The sequence below is a fragment of the Peribacillus sp. NPDC096622 genome, assembly GCF_044762665.1.
GTDB lineage: Bacteria > Bacillota > Bacilli > Bacillales > DSM-1321 > Peribacillus > Peribacillus frigoritolerans_B.
In genome coordinates this window covers 186760-207494 of the sequence record NZ_JBIWES010000002.1, presented here as the reverse complement: position 1 = coordinate 207494, position 20735 = coordinate 186760, and the positions used below count along the sequence as shown (strand labels likewise).

The window sequence follows — 20735 nt, the reverse complement described above, 5'->3', positions numbered from 1 at the left end:
AATTAAGCCATTTCTTTTGCTTTAGCAATAACTTCTTCGATGCGGCCAACTAGACGGAAAGCATCTTCTGGAAGTTCGTCATATTTTCCAGCTAGGATATCTTTGAATCCTTGGACTGTTTCTTTAACTGGTACATAAGATCCCTTTTGACCAGTGAATTGTTCAGCCACGTGGAAGTTTTGTGACAAGAAGTTTTGAATTCTACGAGCACGGGCAACGATTACTTTTTCGTCTTCGCTTAGTTCGTCCATACCCAAGATGGCGATAATATCTTGAAGTTCTTTATATTTCTGTAAAGTCGATTGCACTTGACGAGCCACTTTATAGTGCTCAGCTCCAACGATTTCTGGGCTAAGGGCACGAGAAGAAGATGCCAATGGATCAACTGCAGGGTAGATACCCATTTCAGAAAGTTTACGCTCAAGGTTAGTTGTTGCGTCCAAGTGAGCGAAAGTTGTAGCTGGAGCCGGATCCGTATAGTCATCGGCAGGTACATAGATCGCTTGAATGGATGTAACTGAACCTTTATTTGTTGAAGTGATACGTTCTTGCAATTGGCCCATTTCAGTAGCAAGAGTTGGTTGGTAACCAACCGCTGAAGGCATACGTCCTAGTAGGGCGGAAACCTCAGAACCTGCTTGTGTGAAACGGAAAATGTTATCGATGAAGAAAAGAACGTCTTGTCCTTGTTCGTCACGGAAATATTCAGCCATTGTCAAACCGCTAAGAGCAACACGCATACGTGCACCTGGTGGCTCGTTCATTTGTCCGAATACCATTGCCGTTTTCTTGATAACACCGGAATCAGTCATCTCGTAGAAAAGGTCATTACCTTCACGAGTACGCTCACCTACACCAGCGAATACCGAGATACCGCCGTGCTCTTGTGCGATGTTATTGATAAGTTCTTGGATAAGTACAGTTTTACCAACACCGGCTCCACCGAAGAGACCGATTTTACCACCTTTGATGTAAGGGGCAAGTAAATCTACTACTTTAATACCTGTTTCTAGGATTTCAACAGATGTTGATAATTCCTCGAATGACGGCGCTTGTCTGTGAATTGGATCACGACGCACCTCTGCTGTAAGTGGTTCGAATAGGTCAATGTTTTCCCCTAATACGTTGAAAACACGACCTAGAGTAACTTCACCTACAGGAACGGAAATTGGAGCTCCTGTATCAACAGTCTCTGCACCACGGGTTAAACCATCAGTGGAAGACATTGCTACAGTACGAACTGTATTATCACCTAGTTGAAGGGCTACTTCAAGAGTTAGTCCTGTACCAGACGCTGTATTTTCGATTCTTAACGCGTTATAGATCTTAGGAAGTTGTCCGTCTTCGAATTTCACGTCAACAACCGGACCCATAACTTGAGTAACGCGTCCTATATTCATCGTTTTCCCTCCTAACGTTGCTTATAACGACTATCGAGTTTATGGAACGGCCAAGCTTCGTCCGGGCCGACCGTCCCCTTAAATGATTTTATTCTAAAGCTGCTGCACCGCCGACGATCTCTGTAATTTCTTGAGTGATAGCTGCCTGACGTGCACGGTTATATTGTAATGAAAGTGAGTCGATCAATTCTTTTGCATTATCGGTTGCACTTTTCATTGCAGTCATACGTGCAGAGTGCTCACTTGCTTTACCATCTAACAAAGCACCATAAATCAAACTTTCTGCGTACTGAGGCAGTAATACCTCAAGGATTTCTTCCGCATTCGGTTCAAATTCATAAGAAGTCAATGTTGCATTGGAAGTATTGAAGTCAGCTAACGGAAGGACTTGCTTTTCCGTAACCTCCTGCTGGATTGGGCTGACATAATGGTTATAGTACATATAAAGCTCATCACACAGCTCATTCAGATATAAATTAACTGTTGATTTTGCAAGGGAGCTAATGTCAGCGAAAGACGGCTGATCGGGAACCCCAGTTACTTCAAGCTCTACGTGCATGTTACGGCTGACAAAGAAATCACGGCCAACCCTTCCGATTGCGATAATGACGAACTCATCATTGGATTTATGGCGTTCAAGAATGGTTTTATGAACGTGGCGAAGTATACTACTATTGTATGCCCCAGCCAATCCACGGTCCGATGTGATTACCAAGTAACCGGTTTTCTTAACTGGACGTGAAGTAAGCATTGGATGCGATGCATCCGTGCTTCCGTTCGCAATACTGGATACCACTTCTTGAATTTTTTCCATATATGGAACATATGCTTTAGCATTAGCTTCCGCACGGTTCATTTTAGAAGCAGATACCATCTGCATCGCTTTTGTAATTTGACTCGTCTTTTTCGTTGAAGTAATCCGAGACTTAATATCGCGTAAAGAGGCCATTCATTCTCACCACCCTTTATAAATTAGTTAGACCTTTATTATTCAGAAATAACGAAGTTCTTTTTGAATTCGTTAATTGCAGCAACGATAGCAGCATCTTCAGGAAGACCTTTAGTTGTGCGAATGTGATCTAATAATTCCGGATGAGAACGATCTAGGAACACATAGTATTCTTCTTCAAAGCGAAGGATATCCGATACAGGAATATCATCTAAATGACCTTTAGTCAATGCATAGAAAATCATGACTTGTTTTTCAACTTTGATCGGTTTGTTTAGATCTTGTTTCAGAACTTCAACTGTACGAGCACCACGGTTAAGTTTTGCTTGTGTTGCAGCATCCAGGTCAGAACCGAATTGAGAGAATGCTTCCAATTCACGGTATGAAGCCAAGTCAAGACGTAATGTACCGGCAACTTTTTTCATCGCTTTAATTTGTGCAGACCCACCAACACGGGATACGGATAGACCAGCGTTAATCGCAGGACGTACACCCGAGAAGAACAAATCGGATTGCAAGAAGATTTGTCCATCAGTGATGGAAATTACGTTTGTTGGAATATAAGCAGAGATGTCGCCTGCTTGTGTTTCAACAAATGGAAGCGCAGTGATTGAACCGGCACCTAAAGTGTCATTCAATTTTGCTGCACGCTCAAGTAAACGGGAGTGCAAGTAGAATACATCCCCTGGGAATGCTTCACGACCTGGAGGACGGCGAAGTAGCAAGGAAAGTTCACGGTATGCAGATGCTTGTTTAGAAAGATCATCATAAACCACAAGAACGTGCTTGCCAGCGAACATGAACTCTTCACCCATTGTCACACCAGCATATGGAGCTAGGTATAAAAGTGGTGCTGGTTGAGAAGCTGATGCAGATACAACGATTGTGTAATCCAAAGCACCATTTTTACGTAGTGTTTCAACAGTTCCACGAACCGTTGATTCTTTTTGACCGATAGCGACATAGATACAGATCATATCTTGGTCAGCTTGGTTAAGAATTGTATCGATCGCAACTGATGTTTTACCAGTTTGACGGTCACCGATGATTAACTCACGTTGTCCACGACCGATTGGAACCAATGCATCAATTGCTTTAATACCTGTTTGTAAAGGTTCATGTACTGATTTACGGTCCATTACACCTGTAGCAGGGCTTTCGATTGGACGAGTTTTTGTCGTAGCGATCGGGCCTAGACCATCTAATGGTTGTCCAAGCGGATTCACGACACGTCCGATTAATTCTTCTCCAACTGGCACTTCCATGATACGGCCAGTACGGCGTACTTCACTGCCTTCTTTAATGTCTCTGAATGGTCCAAGAATAACAACACCTACGTTATTTTGCTCAAGGTTTTGTGCTAATCCCATTGAGCCATTGGAAAATTCTAAGAGCTCCCCAGACATTGCATTATCTAAACCATGAACGCGTGCGATACCATCACCAACAGTGATAACCGTACCGACATCGCTTACTTTAATTTCCGACTGATAGTTTTCAATCTGCTTTTTAATCAGCGCACTGATTTCTTCAGCTTTGATGCTCATGAATTTCACCCCTATCTGTGAATATTAACCTAATAGTTGTTTGCTAAGGCGTTCTAACTTACCGCTAATCGTCCCGTCATATATGCGGTTACCGATTTGTAATTTGATGCCGCCAAGGATATTGCTATCCGTAATATTAGTAATGCGTAAATTTCTTTTGCCGATTTTTGCTGCAAAAGATGAAGACACAGCTTCCACTTCCGTTTCAGTCAATGGACGTACTGTATAGACCGTTGCATCAGCTACTGAGTTTTCTTCATTCGCAAGTTCAATGAACTCTTGTGCCATTGCTGTCACTTCATCTGTACGATGACGCTCCACCATCAACATCACAGTGTTTTGAACGGAAGAAGAAAGGCTTGCAAATGCATTTGCAATCAAAGCGCCTTTTGCATCTTTAGTCATTTTAGGATGAGCCAGGAAGCTTAATAGCTCATTATCATTTGTAAAAACTTCATTCACTATGCGAAGCTCTTCTTCAAGTTGGTTAATGAGGTTTTGCTCTTTCGCAATTTGGAAAAGGGCAACGGCATAACGCTTTGCTACTGTTATATCGCTCATTTCCCTTCTCCTGCCTCTTGAATGTAGTCATTAATCAATTGCTCTTGATCTGCTTCGGATAGTTCTTTTTCTATTACTTTAGAAGCAATGAGTACGGATAAAGATGCCACTTGCTCGCGTAATGCCGTAATGGCTTTTTCTTTTTCCTGTACGATTTCACGCTTAGCTGTTTCTTTGACGCGTTCAGCTTCAAGACGTGCTTGATTCACGATCTCTTCACGCTGTGCTTCACCTTGAAGTTTTGCGTTTTCTATAAGTTGTCCCGCTTCAGTGCGAGATTGTTTTACGATTTCACGTTGTTCTTCTAAATATTTAAGTGCTTCTTGTCTGCTAGCTTCAGCTGCTTGAATTTCATTTGCAACATGTTCTTCACGTTGAGTCATGATGCCCATTAGAGGACCCCATGCAAATTTCTTCAGCAACGCTAACAAAATGATAAACATTACTAATTGGTATAACATGTCTCCGCCATTAAAGCCATGAGACGTTGACCCAAGTACAAAGCTGCTTGTTAACACGCTTGGTTCACTCCCTTCACGAGTTTCACTTCTTAAAGCGTTCATTATATGAACTTTAGAAAACTATGCTCTTAAACTGTATAAAACAGGATTGTGGACATAAAGGAAAGGCGAAGGTTCACATGGAACGAACTTCGCCATTTTTGAACTTTTTGAAGGTTCTATTAACCACCATATACCATAAACGCAATTACTACCGCGATGATAGGCATCGCCTCAACTAAACCTACCCCGATGAACATTGTTGTTTGAAGCATACCGCGAGCTTCTGGTTGACGAGCGATACCTTCCACTGTTCTTGAAACGATAAGACCATTACCAATACCTGCACCTAGTGCTGCCAAACCAATTGCAATTGCTGCTGCAAGAAGACCTACTGAACCTGTCATTATAAATATCCTCCTTAGATTGTATCAAAATTTATTATTTTTTTAGTTCTAAATGAACTTATAATTAATGGTCGTCACTGACTTTATGAGACAGATAAACCATTGTTAACGTGACAAAGATAAACGCTTGGATACTACCGACGAAAATACTATAGCCTTGCCATACTAATGTAGGCACAATTGCACCAATAAATCCGGCAGCTCCACTAAATGCTAGGGTGCCCGCTAATAGACTCAGCAAAACTTCACCAGCATAAATGTTACCATATAGACGCAGACCAAGTGTCAAGGAGTTTGTAAATTCCTCTACAAGTGTCATTGGGTTTTTATAAGCTTTAAAGTAACCCTTGGCGCCTTTCATTTTTATAGCATAATAATGCGTTAAACCTAAAACCATGACTGCAAGAGTCAATGTGATAACTGGGTCGGCTGTTGGTGATTTCCACCAAAGCACTCCATCGTAACTAATTGCAAACGGAAGACCTAGCATATTGGACACAAAAATGTACATCAGCAAAGTCATACCAAGCAGTTGAAACTGACCACCTGTTCTCCAGTCCATGTTACTATTAATAATACCCTTAACGAAATCCATAATCCATTCCATGAAATTCTGCATGCCGGTTGGCTTCATGGCAAGCTTACGTGTACCAAGCACAGCAAGTATGAACACAACTAGACTGGCAACTGTAATCATTAGGACGTTACTCAAGTTAAAGGTAAGACCCATAAATTCTTGTAAGGGTGCTTCATGATTCAACTATATTCACCTCTCTTCCCCGCTATCGACGTATTAATTGGATGAAAAAATCTATAAAAATGACAATATAAGCTGTCATTAATCCCCATACAACACTTATCAGATGAAAATGCTCCGGAAATTCCAATGCAATGAGTACCGCTAGACCTGCGGATGCCATTCGTGTCATCGTCCCAAGAGATTTCGTTTTCTTTCCTTCATCGAGCGCCTGACTGAACTTTTTCATTTTCTGATTGATCAGCCATAAATTGTATAAACTCAAACTCGTACCCAGTATAAGCCCAGCAAAAACGGCTTGATAACTCGTAAGTCCCCATCCAACAACATAAACCGCCAGAAGAAAAATTATATATTTACTCTGCCTGTTGAACATGATTTTCATTTCTGGCATTTTTCATTTAATCTCCTGAGAAATATTTTCGTACTGAATGAAGCATTGCTTGTAAACCTAGCAAGTCCACAAAGAAGGCCAATTACTAATAGCAGCGGTTCGAATCTTAGGTTCTGACAAGTAAAAGAAGTTACCGAACAAAACTGATCCGACTATTTGAGAAAGAATCGCTGACATCAAAGTCATAGCCATTTTAGACGGCGATCATTTGACGTAAGTTGCATCCTCGCGGTTGAATTTGGTGGAGGATAGAAAACATTTCATGCTGTAAAAATCTGCATGCCGGGCTACTGAAAACCCTCTCATTTTACATCCTTTGTTAGCATACAATAGGCTAGAATCATTGTCAATGAGTGGTTAGTGAAATTTGTCACAGGTTTGTAATTATTAACGAATTGTTCACAAATTATCTTTTTTATACTATTGACATCCATTTTATTTTACTTATTGTCCTCTGTTCACTCGATAAGTAACGTCTTTTCTATCCGATCTTCCCTTCCGCCCCTTCTCGCAAAGATTATCGCTTTATACACTCCTTTAGGCGGCAAGTCCTTTTTCAAAACATCTTTTTTGATCAAACCGGAAGGAGCCGATCTGGACCAATCCAAATATCCAGCGAATTTCAAGCTATCTTCCTCATAAAGGGCAATACCGAATTCTTCTGCCCCGCGCGGAAGATACATTTCGTATCGATATGTGCCTTTCTTGTCCCCTTGTCCAAAATCAAATCCCATTATCCTTGGATAATCAGGCTCTTCTTTTACATATAAATAAGGAAGGGATATTCTTTTGGTTCCTTCCATTATAATGAGGTATCCATCAAAGACTCCCTTTTTAAGCTCGGCTGGGTTGACCTGCAGTCCAACTTTTATCCGTTTCTTTTCCTTCGGTTTCAAAGTAAGGGATTTCGGCAATTCCCAAGTGAGTCCCGTCTCTTTTAATGGAACCATGAATGAGTACTTCCTCATTTCCGTTCCGGTATTTTCTATGACTACCGTTTCATGATGCTCTTCAATTCCTTCTTTTTTTGTATACATCCCAAAGGACAATGAGCTTGGATTCAAGAGCGTGTCCGCTTTTAATGCTTCGTCGACCTGGATGCGTCCAGCCCCCTGTTCATATGTATGATACAATTGATTTACAGTTTTCCTCAATGGCTTGGAAGTGCTCATCAATGCAGATTTCACTTGATCAGGAGTCCATTCCGGGTGTTTTTGCAGGATTAAGGCGCAAGCCCCTGCAACATGCGGTGCGGACATACTTGTTCCATCCAAGGACATATATCCTTTAGGAATGGTGCTTTCAATTTCCACTCCCGGGGCCAATACGTCAGGCTTTATTCCCCACGATACGGTTACCGGTCCCCTGGAGCTAAAGTCCGCTAGCCTATCCTGCTCGTTCTTATAAACAAATTGAACGGTTTTGCTCTGCCCTTTTTCCATGATTTGCTTAAGCTGCAATCCATCTCTTCTATTAATAGAAGCAGCTGGAATTTTCATTTCTTTTTCCAAGCTTCCAGTAAAGGTCCCGCTCGTATTATTAAAAACAATTACCCCCTTTGCACCTGCCTTTTCTGCATTGGATACTTTCTGCTGAAAGGTAAGAGTGCCACGTTCCATCAACACAATCTTATCCCGAACATCCTTCAGGTCCTTTTCATTACCCAGTCCCCCATATATGACATTCTCGGAAAACGTCAGGTTCCATTTTTTAGAGCCTTGAAACAAGGTTAAATGCGATTGATGCTTTTTCGATCCAAGACCGTAAATCATGTACGGAACCCTTAAGGGAGGAGTCGATGCCCCAACGGAAATCGCTTTTTCCGCTGTACCGGGTGAACCGACGGTCCATACAGCCGGACCGGAATTCCCGTTTGATGTCACGGCAACGATGCCGCTTTCCACAGCCTTATTCAATGCAAGGGAGATAGGTAAATCAGGACCATTGACGTTATTACCAAGAGAGAGGTTCAATACATCCACCTTATCCTTCATGGCTGACTCAATAGCCTTCAATACTTGATCCGTATCTCCTGCACCGCCTGGTCCCAAAGCTCGATATGCGTAAATTTCCGCTTCAGGTGCGACGCCTTTCATTTTTCCATTGGCTGCAATGATGCCTGCCACATGAGTGCCATGCAATGTATCCAGGTCGCCTTGATTTTTGGTTTCCATCGGATCTTCATCACCATCAACCAGATCCTTCCCCCCTCTATAAGCACGTTGCAAATCTGGATGTGTATAATCGATGCCAGTATCGATTATTCCTACTTTTATCCCTTTACCGGTGATCCGGTGATTCTCCTTATCAAAGAAACCCCTGACCCTGTCTCCTCCTATGTATGGGACACTTTTATCCAACACGGCTTGATAAACGGATACTTCCGTTACGGCCTGAATTTCATCCTCCTTTTTAAGTTGTTCTATCTCATTCATTTTCCCATGAAGGGAGAATCCATTCAGGGCAACCGAATAAACATTCCGTAATTGAAGGGATGGATATTTTTCAAGCAGTTTTTCGATCTTTTTTCGTTGAAACGCCTTATCCATCGTGACAACAACCGTTACTTCCTTAGATTCAGATAGTTTTGGAAATGGCGGCAGAATGACGGATGCCAATCCCTTTTCATTTTGATAAATAAATATAAAAAGGAAAACAAACACTATGAACGTTTTCTTTCCCAACATAATCATCCCCTTAGCAGTTATCTTTTCTCAACAACCTTGGAGTATGCAAATAAAAAAAGGAAAAGCGCATGGCTTTTCCCTTTTTATGAGTCAAATCTAGTTGGCGGCATATTTATTTGCTTAAAATAGTAACGGATGGCTTCAGCTATTCGGACCGAAGCATTTCCATCCCCATATGGATTTGAAGCTTTGGACATTTTTTCGTGCACCTCTTGATCGGTGAGCAATTCATGTGCCAAATCATATATGGATTGTTCATCAGTACCTGCCAATCTTAAGGTTCCAGCCGCAATCCCCTCAGGACGTTCGGTCGTATCCCTTAAAACCAGGACAGGTACACCAAGTGAAGGTGCCTCTTCCTGGATTCCTCCAGAATCAGTCAAAATCAAATAGGCTCTTGAAGCGAAGTTATGGAAATCCAATACATCCAGCGGTTCTATCAAATGAACCCGCGGATCATTCCCGAGCACTTCGTTTGCCAATTCCTGAACAAGCGGATTTAAATGGACAGGATATACCACTTGAACGTCATCATGCTCAACAATGATTCTCTTTACGGCCCGGAAGATATTCCTCATAGGTTCCCCTAGATTTTCCCTGCGATGGGCCGTAAGCAAAATGAGCCTGTCTTCGCCAAGTCCATTTAAAACCGGATGGGAATATGTGGACCTTACAGTCGTCTTTAAAGCATCCGTTGCTGTATTTCCCGTCACGAAGATATTATCCTTCTTGTTTTCGTTCAGCAGATTCTCCTCGGCTTTGGAAGTCGGCGCAAAATGCAAATCCGCCATCGTACCTGTAAGCTGTCGATTCATCTCTTCCGGATAGGGGGAATACTTATTCCAAGTGCGCAGCCCCGCTTCTACATGCCCAATGACAATTTGATTATAAAAAGCTGCCAGACTTGCGACAAACGTCGTGGTTGTATCACCATGTACGAGAACAATATCTGGTTTAGCTTCCTTCATTACGGAATCAAGACCATTTAATGCTCTTGTTGTAATGTCAGCAAGCGTTTGCCTTTCCTTCATTATGTCCAAGTCATAGTCCGGCTTTATGGAAAATAGTTCGAGAACTTGATCTAACATTTGGCGATGCTGAGCCGTAACAGCAACGATCGGCTTGAAATATTCTGGGTGTTTTTGAAATTCGAGTACTAAGGGAGCCATTTTGACAGCTTCTGGTCTCGTCCCGAAAATGGTCATGACTTTTATCGGTTTGTTCATTCGTGACACCTCAGTTTCTTTCCTTATTTTGTGCCGAATAAACGATCTCCTGCGTCTCCAAGACCTGGAACGATATAACCATGTTCATTCAGTTTTTCGTCAAGACCCGCAATATAGATATCAACATCAGGATGAGCTTCTTTTAAAGCTTCAACACCCTCTGGAGCTGCAATCAAACACATGAATTTAATATTGACTGCACCGCGCTTTTTAATGGAATGGATTGCTTCGATGGCTGATCCGCCAGTGGCTAACATCGGGTCAACGACAATGCATTCCCTTTCTGCCAGGTCACTTGGCATTTTCGCATAATATTCAACCGGTTTCAATGTTTCAGGATCACGGTAAAGTCCAACATGTCCGACCTTTGCAGCAGGAATCAGCTTAATGATTCCGTCCACCATCCCTATGCCTGCACGTAAAATCGGGACGATCCCCACTTTTTTACCAGAAAGCATTTTCACTTTCGCTGTGCTTACTGGTGTTTGGATTTCGACTTCTTCCAGCGGCATATCCCTCGTGATTTCAAATGCCATCAATGATGCAACTTCATCCACTAGTTCACGGAATTCTTTTGTTCCTGTATTTATATCACGTATATAGGCTAATTTGTGTTGAATTAACGGGTGATCGAAAACATAAACTTTTCCCATTTAGCATCTCTCCAATTCCATTGCTTAGTTTCGCGCTTTTTTATGATTTCCCTAATCGAATAGAAAAATTTTCGTGTCTTTTAAAATTCACTTCAACCTATTTTACAGAAAAATGTTTCAATCTTCAATAAAGGTTTAGATGTCAGACCTATTTTCACTATTCGGATTCTTCTAACACAATGACCGTCCATAAGTACAAAAAAAACCGCTCCCTTTAAAAGGGAGCAGCTCCGATATTACAATGAAGGATATAATTCAAATTTGTTCGCTAATGATTCAACACGCTGTTTTGCTTCTTCAAGTTTAGCTGCGTCTTCATTATTTTTCAAAACAAGTCCGATGATTGCAGCTATTTCATCCATGTCTTCCAAACCGAAGCCACGTGATGTCACTGCCGCAGTCCCAATACGTATACCGCTGGTAACGAATGGTTTTTCCGGGTCATAAGGAATCGCATTTTTGTTCACGGTAATACCGATTTCATCCAAAACATGCTCTGCGATTTTTCCCGTTAATCCAGTAGAGCGTACATCAAGAAGAATCAAGTGATTGTCCGTGCCATCAGAAACAAGAGTGAATCCTTCTTTCTTCAAACCTTCGCCCAAACGTTTAGCATTGTCGATGATTTGTTGTGCATATACTTTAAATTCATCTTGAAGCGCTTCGCCGAAAGCAACAGCCTTAGCTGAAATAACATGCATCAACGGACCGCCTTGAATTCCAGGGAAGATGGATTTATCGATCTTCTTACCGAATTCTTCTTTACAGATGATCATCCCTCCGCGTGGCCCGCGAAGTGTTTTATGAGTAGTTGTCGTTACAAAGTCAGCATAAGGAATTGGACTTTGATGTAATCCAGCCGCAACTAAACCTGCAATATGCGCCATATCGACCATTAAATATGCCCCGACTTCATCTGCAATTTCACGGAATCGCTTGAAATCAATTTCCCGTGGATATGCACTTGCACCCGCTACGATCAATTTCGGTTTATGTTGACGCGCTTTTTCCAATACATCATTGTAATCGATACGGTGATCTTTTTCGTCTACACCATATTCAACGAAATTGTAGTTAACACCACTGAAGTTTACTGGACTTCCATGTGTTAAGTGACCTCCATGCGAAAGGTTCATCCCAAGCACTGTATCGCCAGTTTGAAGCACTGTGAAGTATACGGCCATATTGGCTTGAGCTCCAGAGTGAGGCTGTACGTTCACATACTCGCCTCCGAAAATTTCTTTCGCACGCTCACGTGCTAGATCTTCAACGATGTCTACATATTCACATCCGCCATAGTAACGTTTTCCAGGGTATCCTTCTGCATACTTATTAGTCAAGACCGACCCTTGCGCTTCCATGACAGCTTCACTCACGAAGTTTTCAGAAGCAATAAGCTCAATTTTACTTCTTTGACGCCCTAATTCCAGTTGAATTGCGTTAAACACTTGCTCATCTTGTTTTGCTAAACGATTCATTCCGTAATTCCTCCTCAAATTGTGCGTGATTCGCTTTTTAGTATTTATGTGCAACATGCCTTCAAAAAGCATGAAAAAGCCTTACCAATATCATTAGAAAATTCTACTCCATTTTAACATGTCTAATTTAGAAGTGATAGTCTATTTTTATCGAACATTAAATGTTTTTTCATTTGAAAATGTTCGTATTTAACATCGAAATTATGATAAATAGCTCTTCCACCCTATATTTCACGAGTGAAATCACCATTATATTAGCACTATAATATAAAGGATTTTCTTGTGAACCTCATCTTGAGCCTTACGATTTTGCTCGCATTCAATTAAAAAACAGCATTCCCCATCCGAGAAATGCTGTCTCACTTACCCATTAATTACAACTCTTGTTTTCATAGTTGTCCTGATAAACTGCCCGCTCCCCGCCAATCAGTTTGGGGCGGGTTTTTGCCATGGTTACATGTGCATGTCCTATTTCTTTAATGGCAGAGCGAATCGGGACCGCCACATGCTTCAGATGCATGCCAATGAATGTGTCCCCAATGTCTATCCCTGCATCCGCTTTGATATGTTCAACGACGACAGCATCATTCCATTGCTGGTAGGCGTATGTCGCCATCGATCCCCCAGCTGTTCTTACAGGTACGACCGAAACTTCTTCATACTCATAACGAATCGCGGTTTCCCTTTGCAAAACCAATGCCCTGTTTAGATGCTCACAACATTGATATGCAACCTGAACTCCCGTTTTTCCTTGAAAATCCCTCACTATGGAAAAAATCATCCCCGCAACATCGAGCGTCCCTTCAGAACCGATCCTTTTCCCGATCACTTCACTTGTACTGCAGCCGATAACCAGTAGCTGTTTCTCTTTTAAAGCTGTCTGTTCTTGAAACTCATGTAAAAGTTTCCGAAACTGGTTTCCCCATATCTCAAGCTCATTTGAAAATGTAGCATCACTTGTCATGAAAACGCATCCTTTCAATAAGAAAACTTGCTATCGAAACTCTCCAAAACCATAGAATTAGCTGTGCTTACCTTCATACTCCGCAATCTTACCGATCCTGTTTTGATGACGCCCGCCTTCAAATTCCGAAGTCAGCCATGTTTGGGCAATTTCCCTGGCAAGACCCGGGCCAATGACTCGTTCCCCCATCGCTAACATATTGGTATCATTATGCTGACGGGTCAATTTCGCGCTATAGACATCATGAACCAATGCACAACGGATTCCTTTGACCTTATTAGCAGCAATGCTCATTCCAATACCAGTTCCACAGATTAAAATGCCCCGATCGAACTCACCCCGTGCCACTTTTTCGGCAACCGGCAAAGCATAATCAGGATAATCCACCGACGTACTGCATTCACAGCCAAAGTCCTCAAATGGGATCTTTAACTCATTCAATAAATTCTTTATTTCTTCACGGATATGTATACCACCATGATCCGAAGCAATCGCAACTTTCATGTTAATCCTCCTCTAGCTTTTTCAATTGATTTTATTGTGTCACAAAATTATGAAAAGATAAAGGATGTCCATCCTATTTCCCCACAAAGAAGCAGGAAACCGATTTCGGTTTCCTGCAGTAAAATGTCAAGTGTGAAAGCGGGTAATGGTCCTGTAATGTTCATCTTTCCCGCTTCCACTATAAGTTCCACCATTGCCGATTTTTTGACATTTTCCATGACTATCGCTTGTTCGCTTGTCACAGCCGTCACTTCTTCCGCTCCAGCAGATGCTTATTCTGAAATAGCAGCCACTTCAAAAGGGACTGCCTTGATCTTACCCTTTGCATTGACGGTCAACAAGCTTAGTAATATTTTTTTACTGCAGCGGCCACATTATGTACCCAGTTTATTCTTTAAGCTTTTTTACTAACTCTTCTATTAATTCCTGCAGCTCCCTGAACGTTTCCCGATAAATGCCTTCAGAACCGCCAAACGGATCTATTATGTCTCTATCATATTCATCGCCGATAATGAATTCTTTTAAGGTAAAGGTCTTATCGATCATTTGGGGGTATGAACGGGTAATGGCCGATTTATGCCCTTCCGTCATGGTGAAGATATGAGTTGCCCACTCCATTTCCTTCGCGGATAAAGGCGTTGAATGATGATTATGCACTATGCCATTTTCAAACAATACATTTTTAGCATGTATCGAAGCATCCTGGCCTGATGAAGCATACACGCCTGCGGACTTCACTTCAACACCCGCAATATCCTTATTTTTCAATATCGCTTCTGCCATCGGGCTTCTGCATGTGTTACCTGTACATACAAATAATACTCGGATCATTTTTAACGCCTCCTTTTTATTCATTATAAGCTATCGCCCGTTTATTATAGTCAAAAAATCACTGTCATTGTTGTCCGAAGAAAAATAAAAACCGCCCCGTTAATCGGAACAGTTGAGGAAGGAATGATATGAATTCAAGCGGATCAAAAAGAGAACAATAATTTCAATCCAAATGCACACAGGATGCTTCCGCCAAGAATCTCACTATACACGCCAAGCAAACCCTGCATTTTTCTACCCAGTAAAAGCCCCGCCCACGTTAATAGGGTGGCAGCAAACCCAAAACAAAGAACGGTTAAAATCGTTTTTGCACCGTAAATCCCCAGTGTTAACCCTACCGAGAAGCTATCCAGGCTTACCCCTAACGCAAAAATGATTAAGCCTTTCCCGACAGGAGCCAGCATCTTATTTCCCATGGCACCAGCTCCATCCCTTTTTCCAGGGATAAACATCTGTATACCAAGAATGATCAACAATAGACCGCCGGCGTATGTAGCAAAGGTCCCGAACTTTTCTGAAATGAAACGGCCTGCCCCCATCCCAAGCAAGGGCATCCAAATATGAAAAACACCTACTGTCAAACCTATAAAAAATATTTGCCTCAACCTTAGCTTAAACATTCCCATTCCAAGGCCTACTGAAAAGGCATCCATTCCCAACGCAAATGCCATTAGCAATAAGGTGATGATTTCCCCAGCAAATGTATTCATTCCAATCCCCCTCGGACGTGCCTACTACATGTTATGCATGTCCGAAAAGAAATAGAAGGATAAATCAGTCCTTATTACGCATGTTCCTTGATGATTTGATGACCTGCAGCCTTTTCTAGCCGGTTCATGACCGCAGCGCCTATTCCATGGTCAGGAAACATTTCACTAAAAATGACATCGACCTCCAGCTCGTCAAACTGTCTTAAGGCATCATATAAGCCTGTCGCAACAGTATGTAAATCCGCTAATGAACCTGGGACAACCACATAATCCGCCTTAAAATCCTGTTGATGTTCATAAGCCGTTATGATGCCCACCTTTAACCCGTCAGTCCTTTTTTCATCCACAAGCTTCTGAAGGAAAGCTTGATTACCCTTGACTAAAAATAGAGGGGCCTTCGGAGCATAGTGGGTATATTTCATGCCCGGGGCTTTTGGCGCCGTTTCCTGATTCTTCAAAGCGACATCTTGCCTGACTTCCCCTATTACCGCTTCCAGCTGTTCCAGGGTCACCCCGCCGGGCCTTAAAATAACAGGGACTTCCACAGTGCAATCCAGTACTGTGGATTCCACGCCCACACCTGTATTCCCGCCATCGACTATACCTGCAATCCGGCCCAACAAGTCATCTTCAACATGTTTTGCTGAAGTGGGGCTTGGTTTCCCGGAAGTATTTGCACTTGGAGCCGCAATGGGCAAATCACTCGCACGAATAAGGCCAAGGGCAACCTGATGATCCGGCATCCTGACAGCCACTGTGTCCAATCCAGCTGTCACAAGGTTTGATAGCTGGCCCGGTTTTCGTTTCATGATCAAAGTCAATGGACCCGGCCAAAATTCTGCCATTAGCTTCCGGGCCTGTTCCGGAATCTCTTCTACAATATCAGACAACTGGTCATCGGAGGCTATATGTACGATTAAAGGATTATCACTCGGACGCCCCTTTGCTTCAAACACTTTTTTGACCGCCTCGTCATTTTTGGCATTCGCGCCGAGTCCATAAACGGTCTCTGTAGGAAAAGCAACCACTTGATTAGCCTTTAATAATTCAGCTGATTGTGTAATCTGGGGATAACTTTGTAAATTATCCACATTTTTATCCACTGACCAAATTTTCGTTTTCATCTTGAACACCATCGCCTTTTAACATTTCTTATTTTATAAAATCGCTTTAATATGAACGGTATTTTCAATTTAACGTACTAATTCCACCTAAAAGATACTTTGAAAGTATAAAAGAAGTATACACATAATTCAAGTGTTATCCACAAATTGGGGATAACCACATCGAATCCGTGGATAAGTTTGTGGATATTAATGATTAATGACAGACTTTTTTGATTTTTTGTTAATAACCCTGTGGATATGTTTTTAAAATTATCTGAATTTAAAAGAAGCCTGCTCCCTTTTTAAAATAGATCATTGAAGATTTCTGCAAACAATGACTTCACTTCCACCTCAGGCTCCTTTTCCCCTTCATATAATAGTTGACCTTGTTCATTGGATGCCGCAAGTTCAACCTTGTTTTCTTCTACTTTCCCTTCAAGCACTTCCTCTGTCACTTGTTCCTTATCTTTTACTACTGCCACTTCTTCTTTTACCTCTGGCTGTACAACCTCTTCTTTTACCGTTTCTTCCGGCACTTCCTCTTTTACGCTCTCCTCCATTACCTCTTCTTCAACTACTTCCTCTGCAACAGGTTCACTTTCTTCATTCGTTGCAGCATAAGCCGTTCCTTCCGAAGTCAGGGACCCTTCACTTTCATCCTCGACAATCGGACTTTGGCTTACAGCCGTCCCATTTGAAAAATCCAAGAAACACAATGGGGGGAATAACACACACCACCAATTTGCGCCTTCCCCTTCACCAAGTGTGATAATCACTGCTTCATAATCCCCTGCCGGATATAAATACTGCCCGTACAGTTTTGTCGGAAATTCAGCTTGTCCAAAATCCACTTTCACCGACTGCTCCAAACCCTGTTCCTTTATAACTGCCTCAGCCGTCGCCTGGATATCAGGCAGATGCGAGGTGATCACATCCCTCGCTTCATCCAATGAAGTAAGCTCCTCGACCCACTTTGTAATATCTTCATTTACCTCATCCCTAATCAGCCGTTTAACCGCTTGATCCTCTTCTGCATCACTATTGGCAAGTATCCGCAGCCGAATTGCCTCATCCGGGATCACCTTCGTATCTTCTGCACCAACCATCTCCGCTTTAGGCATATATATACTTACGATCGTTCCTATAGTTAAGATTAATAGATAAATAATGGCTAAATGTTTAGTTTTCATCGCCTTCGCCCCCTCACATGAATTAGTCTCACCATTTTCCAGCTATCTTAAACTAGTAAAAACAAAAAAAGTTGATAGCCGGAAATATAGATTCCAAAAGATTATGAGAGTGGTGATCCTAAAAAAACCGTCTCACATAAGGGAGACGGATCATTTTAATTCAGCAAAGACCATTCGATCTTTTTCATTAATGTCATTTATAATGGATACTTCTGCGGCAGGAAAGGTACGCTTCAATAAATCGGCAACCGCTTCACCCTGTCCAGCACCCACTTCAAAACCGATCAGCCCAGGCACTTTCATGATCAGGGGTAACTGCTCCATAAAACGGCGGTAAAAATCCAGCCCATCGATACCGGCAAATAATGCACGATGTGGTTCATGACCAGTCACGACTACTGACATGGATTTATGATCATCTTCTGGTATATATGGCGGATTCGATAAAAGGATGTCCACCTTTTCGTTTATGTTCATGAAAGGCAAAAGCAAATCACCTTGCATGAACTCCACTTCGGCACCAAGTGATTCGGCATTTTTCCTCGCCACCTCAAGCGATGGTTCCGCTATGTCCGTGGCCGTCACCATCAGATTTGATTTTTCAAGTTTCATCGTTATGGCGATTGCGCCGCTGCCGGTCCCAATATCAGCTAACCGGAGCTTCTGTCCCTCCATAAAAATGGCCGGGAGTTTACGTAATGTATAATAAATCAATTCTTCTGTTTCCGGTCTCGGTATGAGCACTTCTTCATTCACAAAAAAGGTCCGTCCATAAAACTCTTCACTGCCGATTATATATTGGATGGGCGTTCCCTCGGCATGCAGCTCAATAGCGTCCTTAAATTGCCTAAAATCCGCTTCACTAAGCTCCTCATGAAGGTTGGCCAGCATTTCGGAGCGAGTTTGTTTTAAAAAGTGCCGTAAGAGGATTTCCCCAGCATTGGCATCACGATCATTTTCCTTTAAAAAGGAAGAAGCCCATTTAAGGGCTTCAAACACTTTCACGGCAGAATTACTCATCTGCATTTTCCAGCCTTGAAGATTGGTCTTCCATGATTAATGCATCAACGACTTCATCCAGCTTACCTTCCATGATTTGATCCAGTTTTTGAATCGTTAAACCAATACGGTGGTCAGTAACGCGGTTTTGCGGGAAGTTATAAGTGCGAATCCTTTCGGATCGATCGCCCGTACCAACGGCAAGCTTCCTATTTTGATCATATTCCGCCTGTACTTCGCGATGGATTTTATCGTACACCCTGGCACGCAAAACCTTCATTGCTTTTTCTTTGTTCTTGATTTGTGATTTTTCATCTTGACAGGATACAACCGTATTAGTCGGAATATGAGTCAAGCGCACCGCTGACATTGTCGTATTGACACTTTGCCCTCCAGGACCGCTTGATGCAAAGGTGTCGACACGAATATCCTTATCATGGATTTCAACTTCCACTTCCTCAGCTTCGGGTAAAACGGCAACCGTGGCTGTAGATGTATGAATCCGTCCGCCTGATTCAGTTTCAGGTACTCGTTGAACGCGATGCGCCCCATTTTCGAACTTCAATTTTGAATAAGCGCCATTACCATTGATCATGAATATGATTTCCTTGTAGCCGCCAAGCCCTGTAGGACTTGCTTCAATGACTTCAGTCCGCCAGCCTTGCACCTCGGCAAAACGGCTATACATCCGGTATAGACTGCCTGCAAATAGGGCCGCCTCATCTCCGCCAGCCGCTCCGCGGATCTCCATGATTACGTTTTTATCATCGTTAGGATCTTTAGGAATAAGCAATATTTTCAGTTTACCCTCAAGTCCTTGTATGGTCTCATCAAGTTCATTGATCTCTTCTTTTACCATTTCACGCATATCCGCATCAAGTTTCTCCTCCAGCATCGCCTTCGCTTCCTGGAGTTGCTCACGAACCGCTTTATATTCTTTATAAGTCGATGCGGTCTCTTGAATGCTGGATTGCTCCTTAGAATATTCCCTAAGCTTCTTAGAGTCATTAATGATCTCCGGGTCACTTAATAGTTCATTCAATCTTTCATATCTATCTTCTACTGCTTGCAATCGATCAAACAAATTATTCACCTCATAAATTTTCCAAAACATCTGAAACGAATTGGAAGTAATCCATCTTTTATTACTATAAAAAAGTAGCTCAGTGCCCCAGCTCAGTTCACTTCTAGGTTAATTATAGTATAGGTGAATAATCAACGTCAAAGAGATTCAAAAATGTCGTTTCGTTACTTGTTTAATTTGACATCTACATTATATTGAGGCACAACCCTGTTTATCATGCCTTGTATTCGCTGCATTTCCTTATTTCTTTCTTTTTCCGTCTTGATTTTGCCTTCATCATGGACCGTAACATGTATGGTATTTCCATTAAACCAAACGGAGCCCGCCTCATAATTAGTTTCCGATTCAATCACTCCGCGGATTTCATCAATTTGCTGCCCCATGGATGGGGAATTATTGGATGTATGATGCGGTGTGTTAAGGACCTGATCTGATGGGCGTTCCGCTTCATTATCCCAATCATTATTGGATACTTGATTTAAACCATTGCCAACAAAATCCCTGCCATCCCGGGATTGATCGCCATATTCCGAATCATTATTTATCGCATTGTCATTTTGACCGCATGCCGTTAGTGCAGCAAGCAGAAAGGCCGTCATAATAAGCAGTTTTGATTTCATATTTTTTTCCCTCCATTTTGACTGGTTAAGAAGAACATTTCCTCGTTAGCCTACCCAAAATGGGGCAATATTTATCTTTTATTTCCCTTCCATGTATTGGTCATGCCACCTGAATGACTGCGACAGTTTGTCCACTTTTCCGCATAAAAAAAGCACCCTGCGATCTCA

General features: G+C 42.1%; 22 protein-coding genes. All 22 read right to left on the bottom strand.

Annotated features, from left to right (window positions below; translation table 11 throughout):
- Window positions 1-2 precede the first annotated feature (2 nt).
- Window positions 3-1400, bottom strand: a complete 1398-nt coding sequence (atpD, locus tag ACIQYG_RS04410) for a F0F1 ATP synthase subunit beta (RefSeq protein WP_214744208.1) — start codon at window positions 1398-1400, stop codon at window positions 3-5.
- An 88-nt stretch (window positions 1401-1488) separates the two neighbouring features.
- Window positions 1489-2349 (bottom strand): F0F1 ATP synthase subunit gamma, encoded by an 861-nt coding sequence (locus ACIQYG_RS04405; RefSeq protein ID WP_095390554.1) that lies wholly within the window; start codon window positions 2347-2349, stop codon window positions 1489-1491.
- A gap of 38 nt (window positions 2350-2387) precedes the next feature.
- A complete protein-coding gene (atpA, locus tag ACIQYG_RS04400) occupies window positions 2388-3896 on the bottom strand; it encodes a F0F1 ATP synthase subunit alpha (RefSeq protein WP_048685849.1) in 1509 nt (502 codons plus the stop codon).
- Between the two features lie 24 nt (window positions 3897-3920).
- Entirely contained in the window at window positions 3921-4457 is a 537-nt protein-coding gene (locus tag ACIQYG_RS04395; protein WP_402835721.1) for a F0F1 ATP synthase subunit delta, read from the bottom strand.
- Complete coding sequence (gene atpF / locus ACIQYG_RS04390) at window positions 4454-4975, bottom strand: F0F1 ATP synthase subunit B (protein WP_048685855.1); 522 nt, start codon at window positions 4973-4975, stop codon at window positions 4454-4456. The genes ACIQYG_RS04395 and atpF overlap by 4 nt, the downstream gene beginning before the upstream one ends.
- A 164-nt stretch (window positions 4976-5139) precedes the next feature.
- A complete protein-coding gene (gene atpE, locus ACIQYG_RS04385; protein WP_048685857.1) occupies window positions 5140-5364 on the bottom strand; it encodes a F0F1 ATP synthase subunit C in 225 nt (74 codons plus the stop codon).
- A 64-nt stretch (window positions 5365-5428) separates the two neighbouring features.
- Window positions 5429-6124 (bottom strand): F0F1 ATP synthase subunit A, encoded by a 696-nt coding sequence (gene atpB / locus ACIQYG_RS04380; protein ID WP_048685858.1) that lies wholly within the window; start codon window positions 6122-6124, stop codon window positions 5429-5431.
- A 22-nt stretch (window positions 6125-6146) separates the two neighbouring features.
- A complete protein-coding gene (locus ACIQYG_RS04375) occupies window positions 6147-6515 on the bottom strand; it encodes an ATP synthase subunit I (protein ID WP_048685860.1) in 369 nt (122 codons plus the stop codon).
- A gap of 458 nt (window positions 6516-6973) precedes the next feature.
- Window positions 6974-9202: a S8 family serine peptidase gene (locus ACIQYG_RS04370; protein WP_402835718.1), complete on the bottom strand. Its 2229-nt coding sequence runs from the start codon at window positions 9200-9202 to the stop codon at window positions 6974-6976.
- Window positions 9203-9285: 83 nt separating this feature from the next.
- The gene (gene wecB / locus ACIQYG_RS04365; RefSeq protein WP_402835716.1) at window positions 9286-10428 is read right to left on the bottom strand and encodes a non-hydrolyzing UDP-N-acetylglucosamine 2-epimerase; all 1143 of its coding nucleotides are present in this window, start codon (window positions 10426-10428) and stop codon (window positions 9286-9288) included.
- Window positions 10429-10451: 23 nt separating this feature from the next.
- Complete coding sequence (gene upp, locus ACIQYG_RS04360; protein ID WP_034315825.1) at window positions 10452-11081, bottom strand: uracil phosphoribosyltransferase; 630 nt, start codon at window positions 11079-11081, stop codon at window positions 10452-10454.
- Window positions 11082-11317: 236 nt separating this feature from the next.
- Window positions 11318-12559, bottom strand: coding sequence for a serine hydroxymethyltransferase (locus ACIQYG_RS04355; protein WP_144527450.1), 1242 nt, complete (start codon window positions 12557-12559; stop codon window positions 11318-11320).
- A 370-nt stretch (window positions 12560-12929) separates the two neighbouring features.
- Window positions 12930-13523, bottom strand: a complete 594-nt coding sequence (locus ACIQYG_RS04350) for a TIGR01440 family protein (RefSeq protein WP_402835712.1) — start codon at window positions 13521-13523, stop codon at window positions 12930-12932.
- A 57-nt stretch (window positions 13524-13580) separates the two neighbouring features.
- Window positions 13581-14027 (bottom strand): ribose 5-phosphate isomerase B, encoded by a 447-nt coding sequence (gene rpiB, locus ACIQYG_RS04345; RefSeq protein ID WP_402835710.1) that lies wholly within the window; start codon window positions 14025-14027, stop codon window positions 13581-13583.
- A gap of 47 nt (window positions 14028-14074) precedes the next feature.
- A complete protein-coding gene (locus tag ACIQYG_RS04340; RefSeq protein ID WP_402835708.1) occupies window positions 14075-14278 on the bottom strand; it encodes a hypothetical protein in 204 nt (67 codons plus the stop codon).
- 136 nt (window positions 14279-14414) lie between these two features.
- Window positions 14415-14858 (bottom strand): low molecular weight protein arginine phosphatase, encoded by a 444-nt coding sequence (locus tag ACIQYG_RS04335; protein WP_402835706.1) that lies wholly within the window; start codon window positions 14856-14858, stop codon window positions 14415-14417.
- 143 nt (window positions 14859-15001) lie between these two features.
- Complete coding sequence (locus ACIQYG_RS04330; protein ID WP_402835704.1) at window positions 15002-15568, bottom strand: manganese efflux pump MntP; 567 nt, start codon at window positions 15566-15568, stop codon at window positions 15002-15004.
- Between the two features lie 74 nt (window positions 15569-15642).
- Window positions 15643-16692, bottom strand: a complete 1050-nt coding sequence (locus tag ACIQYG_RS04325; protein WP_402835703.1) for an L-threonylcarbamoyladenylate synthase — start codon at window positions 16690-16692, stop codon at window positions 15643-15645.
- Window positions 16693-16976: 284 nt separating this feature from the next.
- Complete coding sequence (spoIIR, locus tag ACIQYG_RS04320) at window positions 16977-17864, bottom strand: stage II sporulation protein R (protein WP_402835701.1); 888 nt, start codon at window positions 17862-17864, stop codon at window positions 16977-16979.
- A 150-nt stretch (window positions 17865-18014) separates the two neighbouring features.
- Window positions 18015-18884 carry a peptide chain release factor N(5)-glutamine methyltransferase gene (gene prmC / locus ACIQYG_RS04315; protein WP_402835699.1) on the bottom strand — a complete coding sequence of 290 codons (870 nt, stop codon included), beginning with the start codon at window positions 18882-18884 and terminating at the stop codon, window positions 18015-18017.
- The gene (gene prfA, locus ACIQYG_RS04310) at window positions 18877-19947 is read right to left on the bottom strand and encodes a peptide chain release factor 1 (protein WP_402835697.1); all 1071 of its coding nucleotides are present in this window, start codon (window positions 19945-19947) and stop codon (window positions 18877-18879) included. The genes prmC and prfA overlap by 8 nt, the downstream gene beginning before the upstream one ends.
- 164 nt (window positions 19948-20111) lie before the next feature.
- Window positions 20112-20567 carry a hypothetical protein gene (locus tag ACIQYG_RS04305; RefSeq protein ID WP_402835695.1) on the bottom strand — a complete coding sequence of 152 codons (456 nt, stop codon included), beginning with the start codon at window positions 20565-20567 and terminating at the stop codon, window positions 20112-20114.
- Window positions 20568-20735 lie beyond the last annotated feature (168 nt).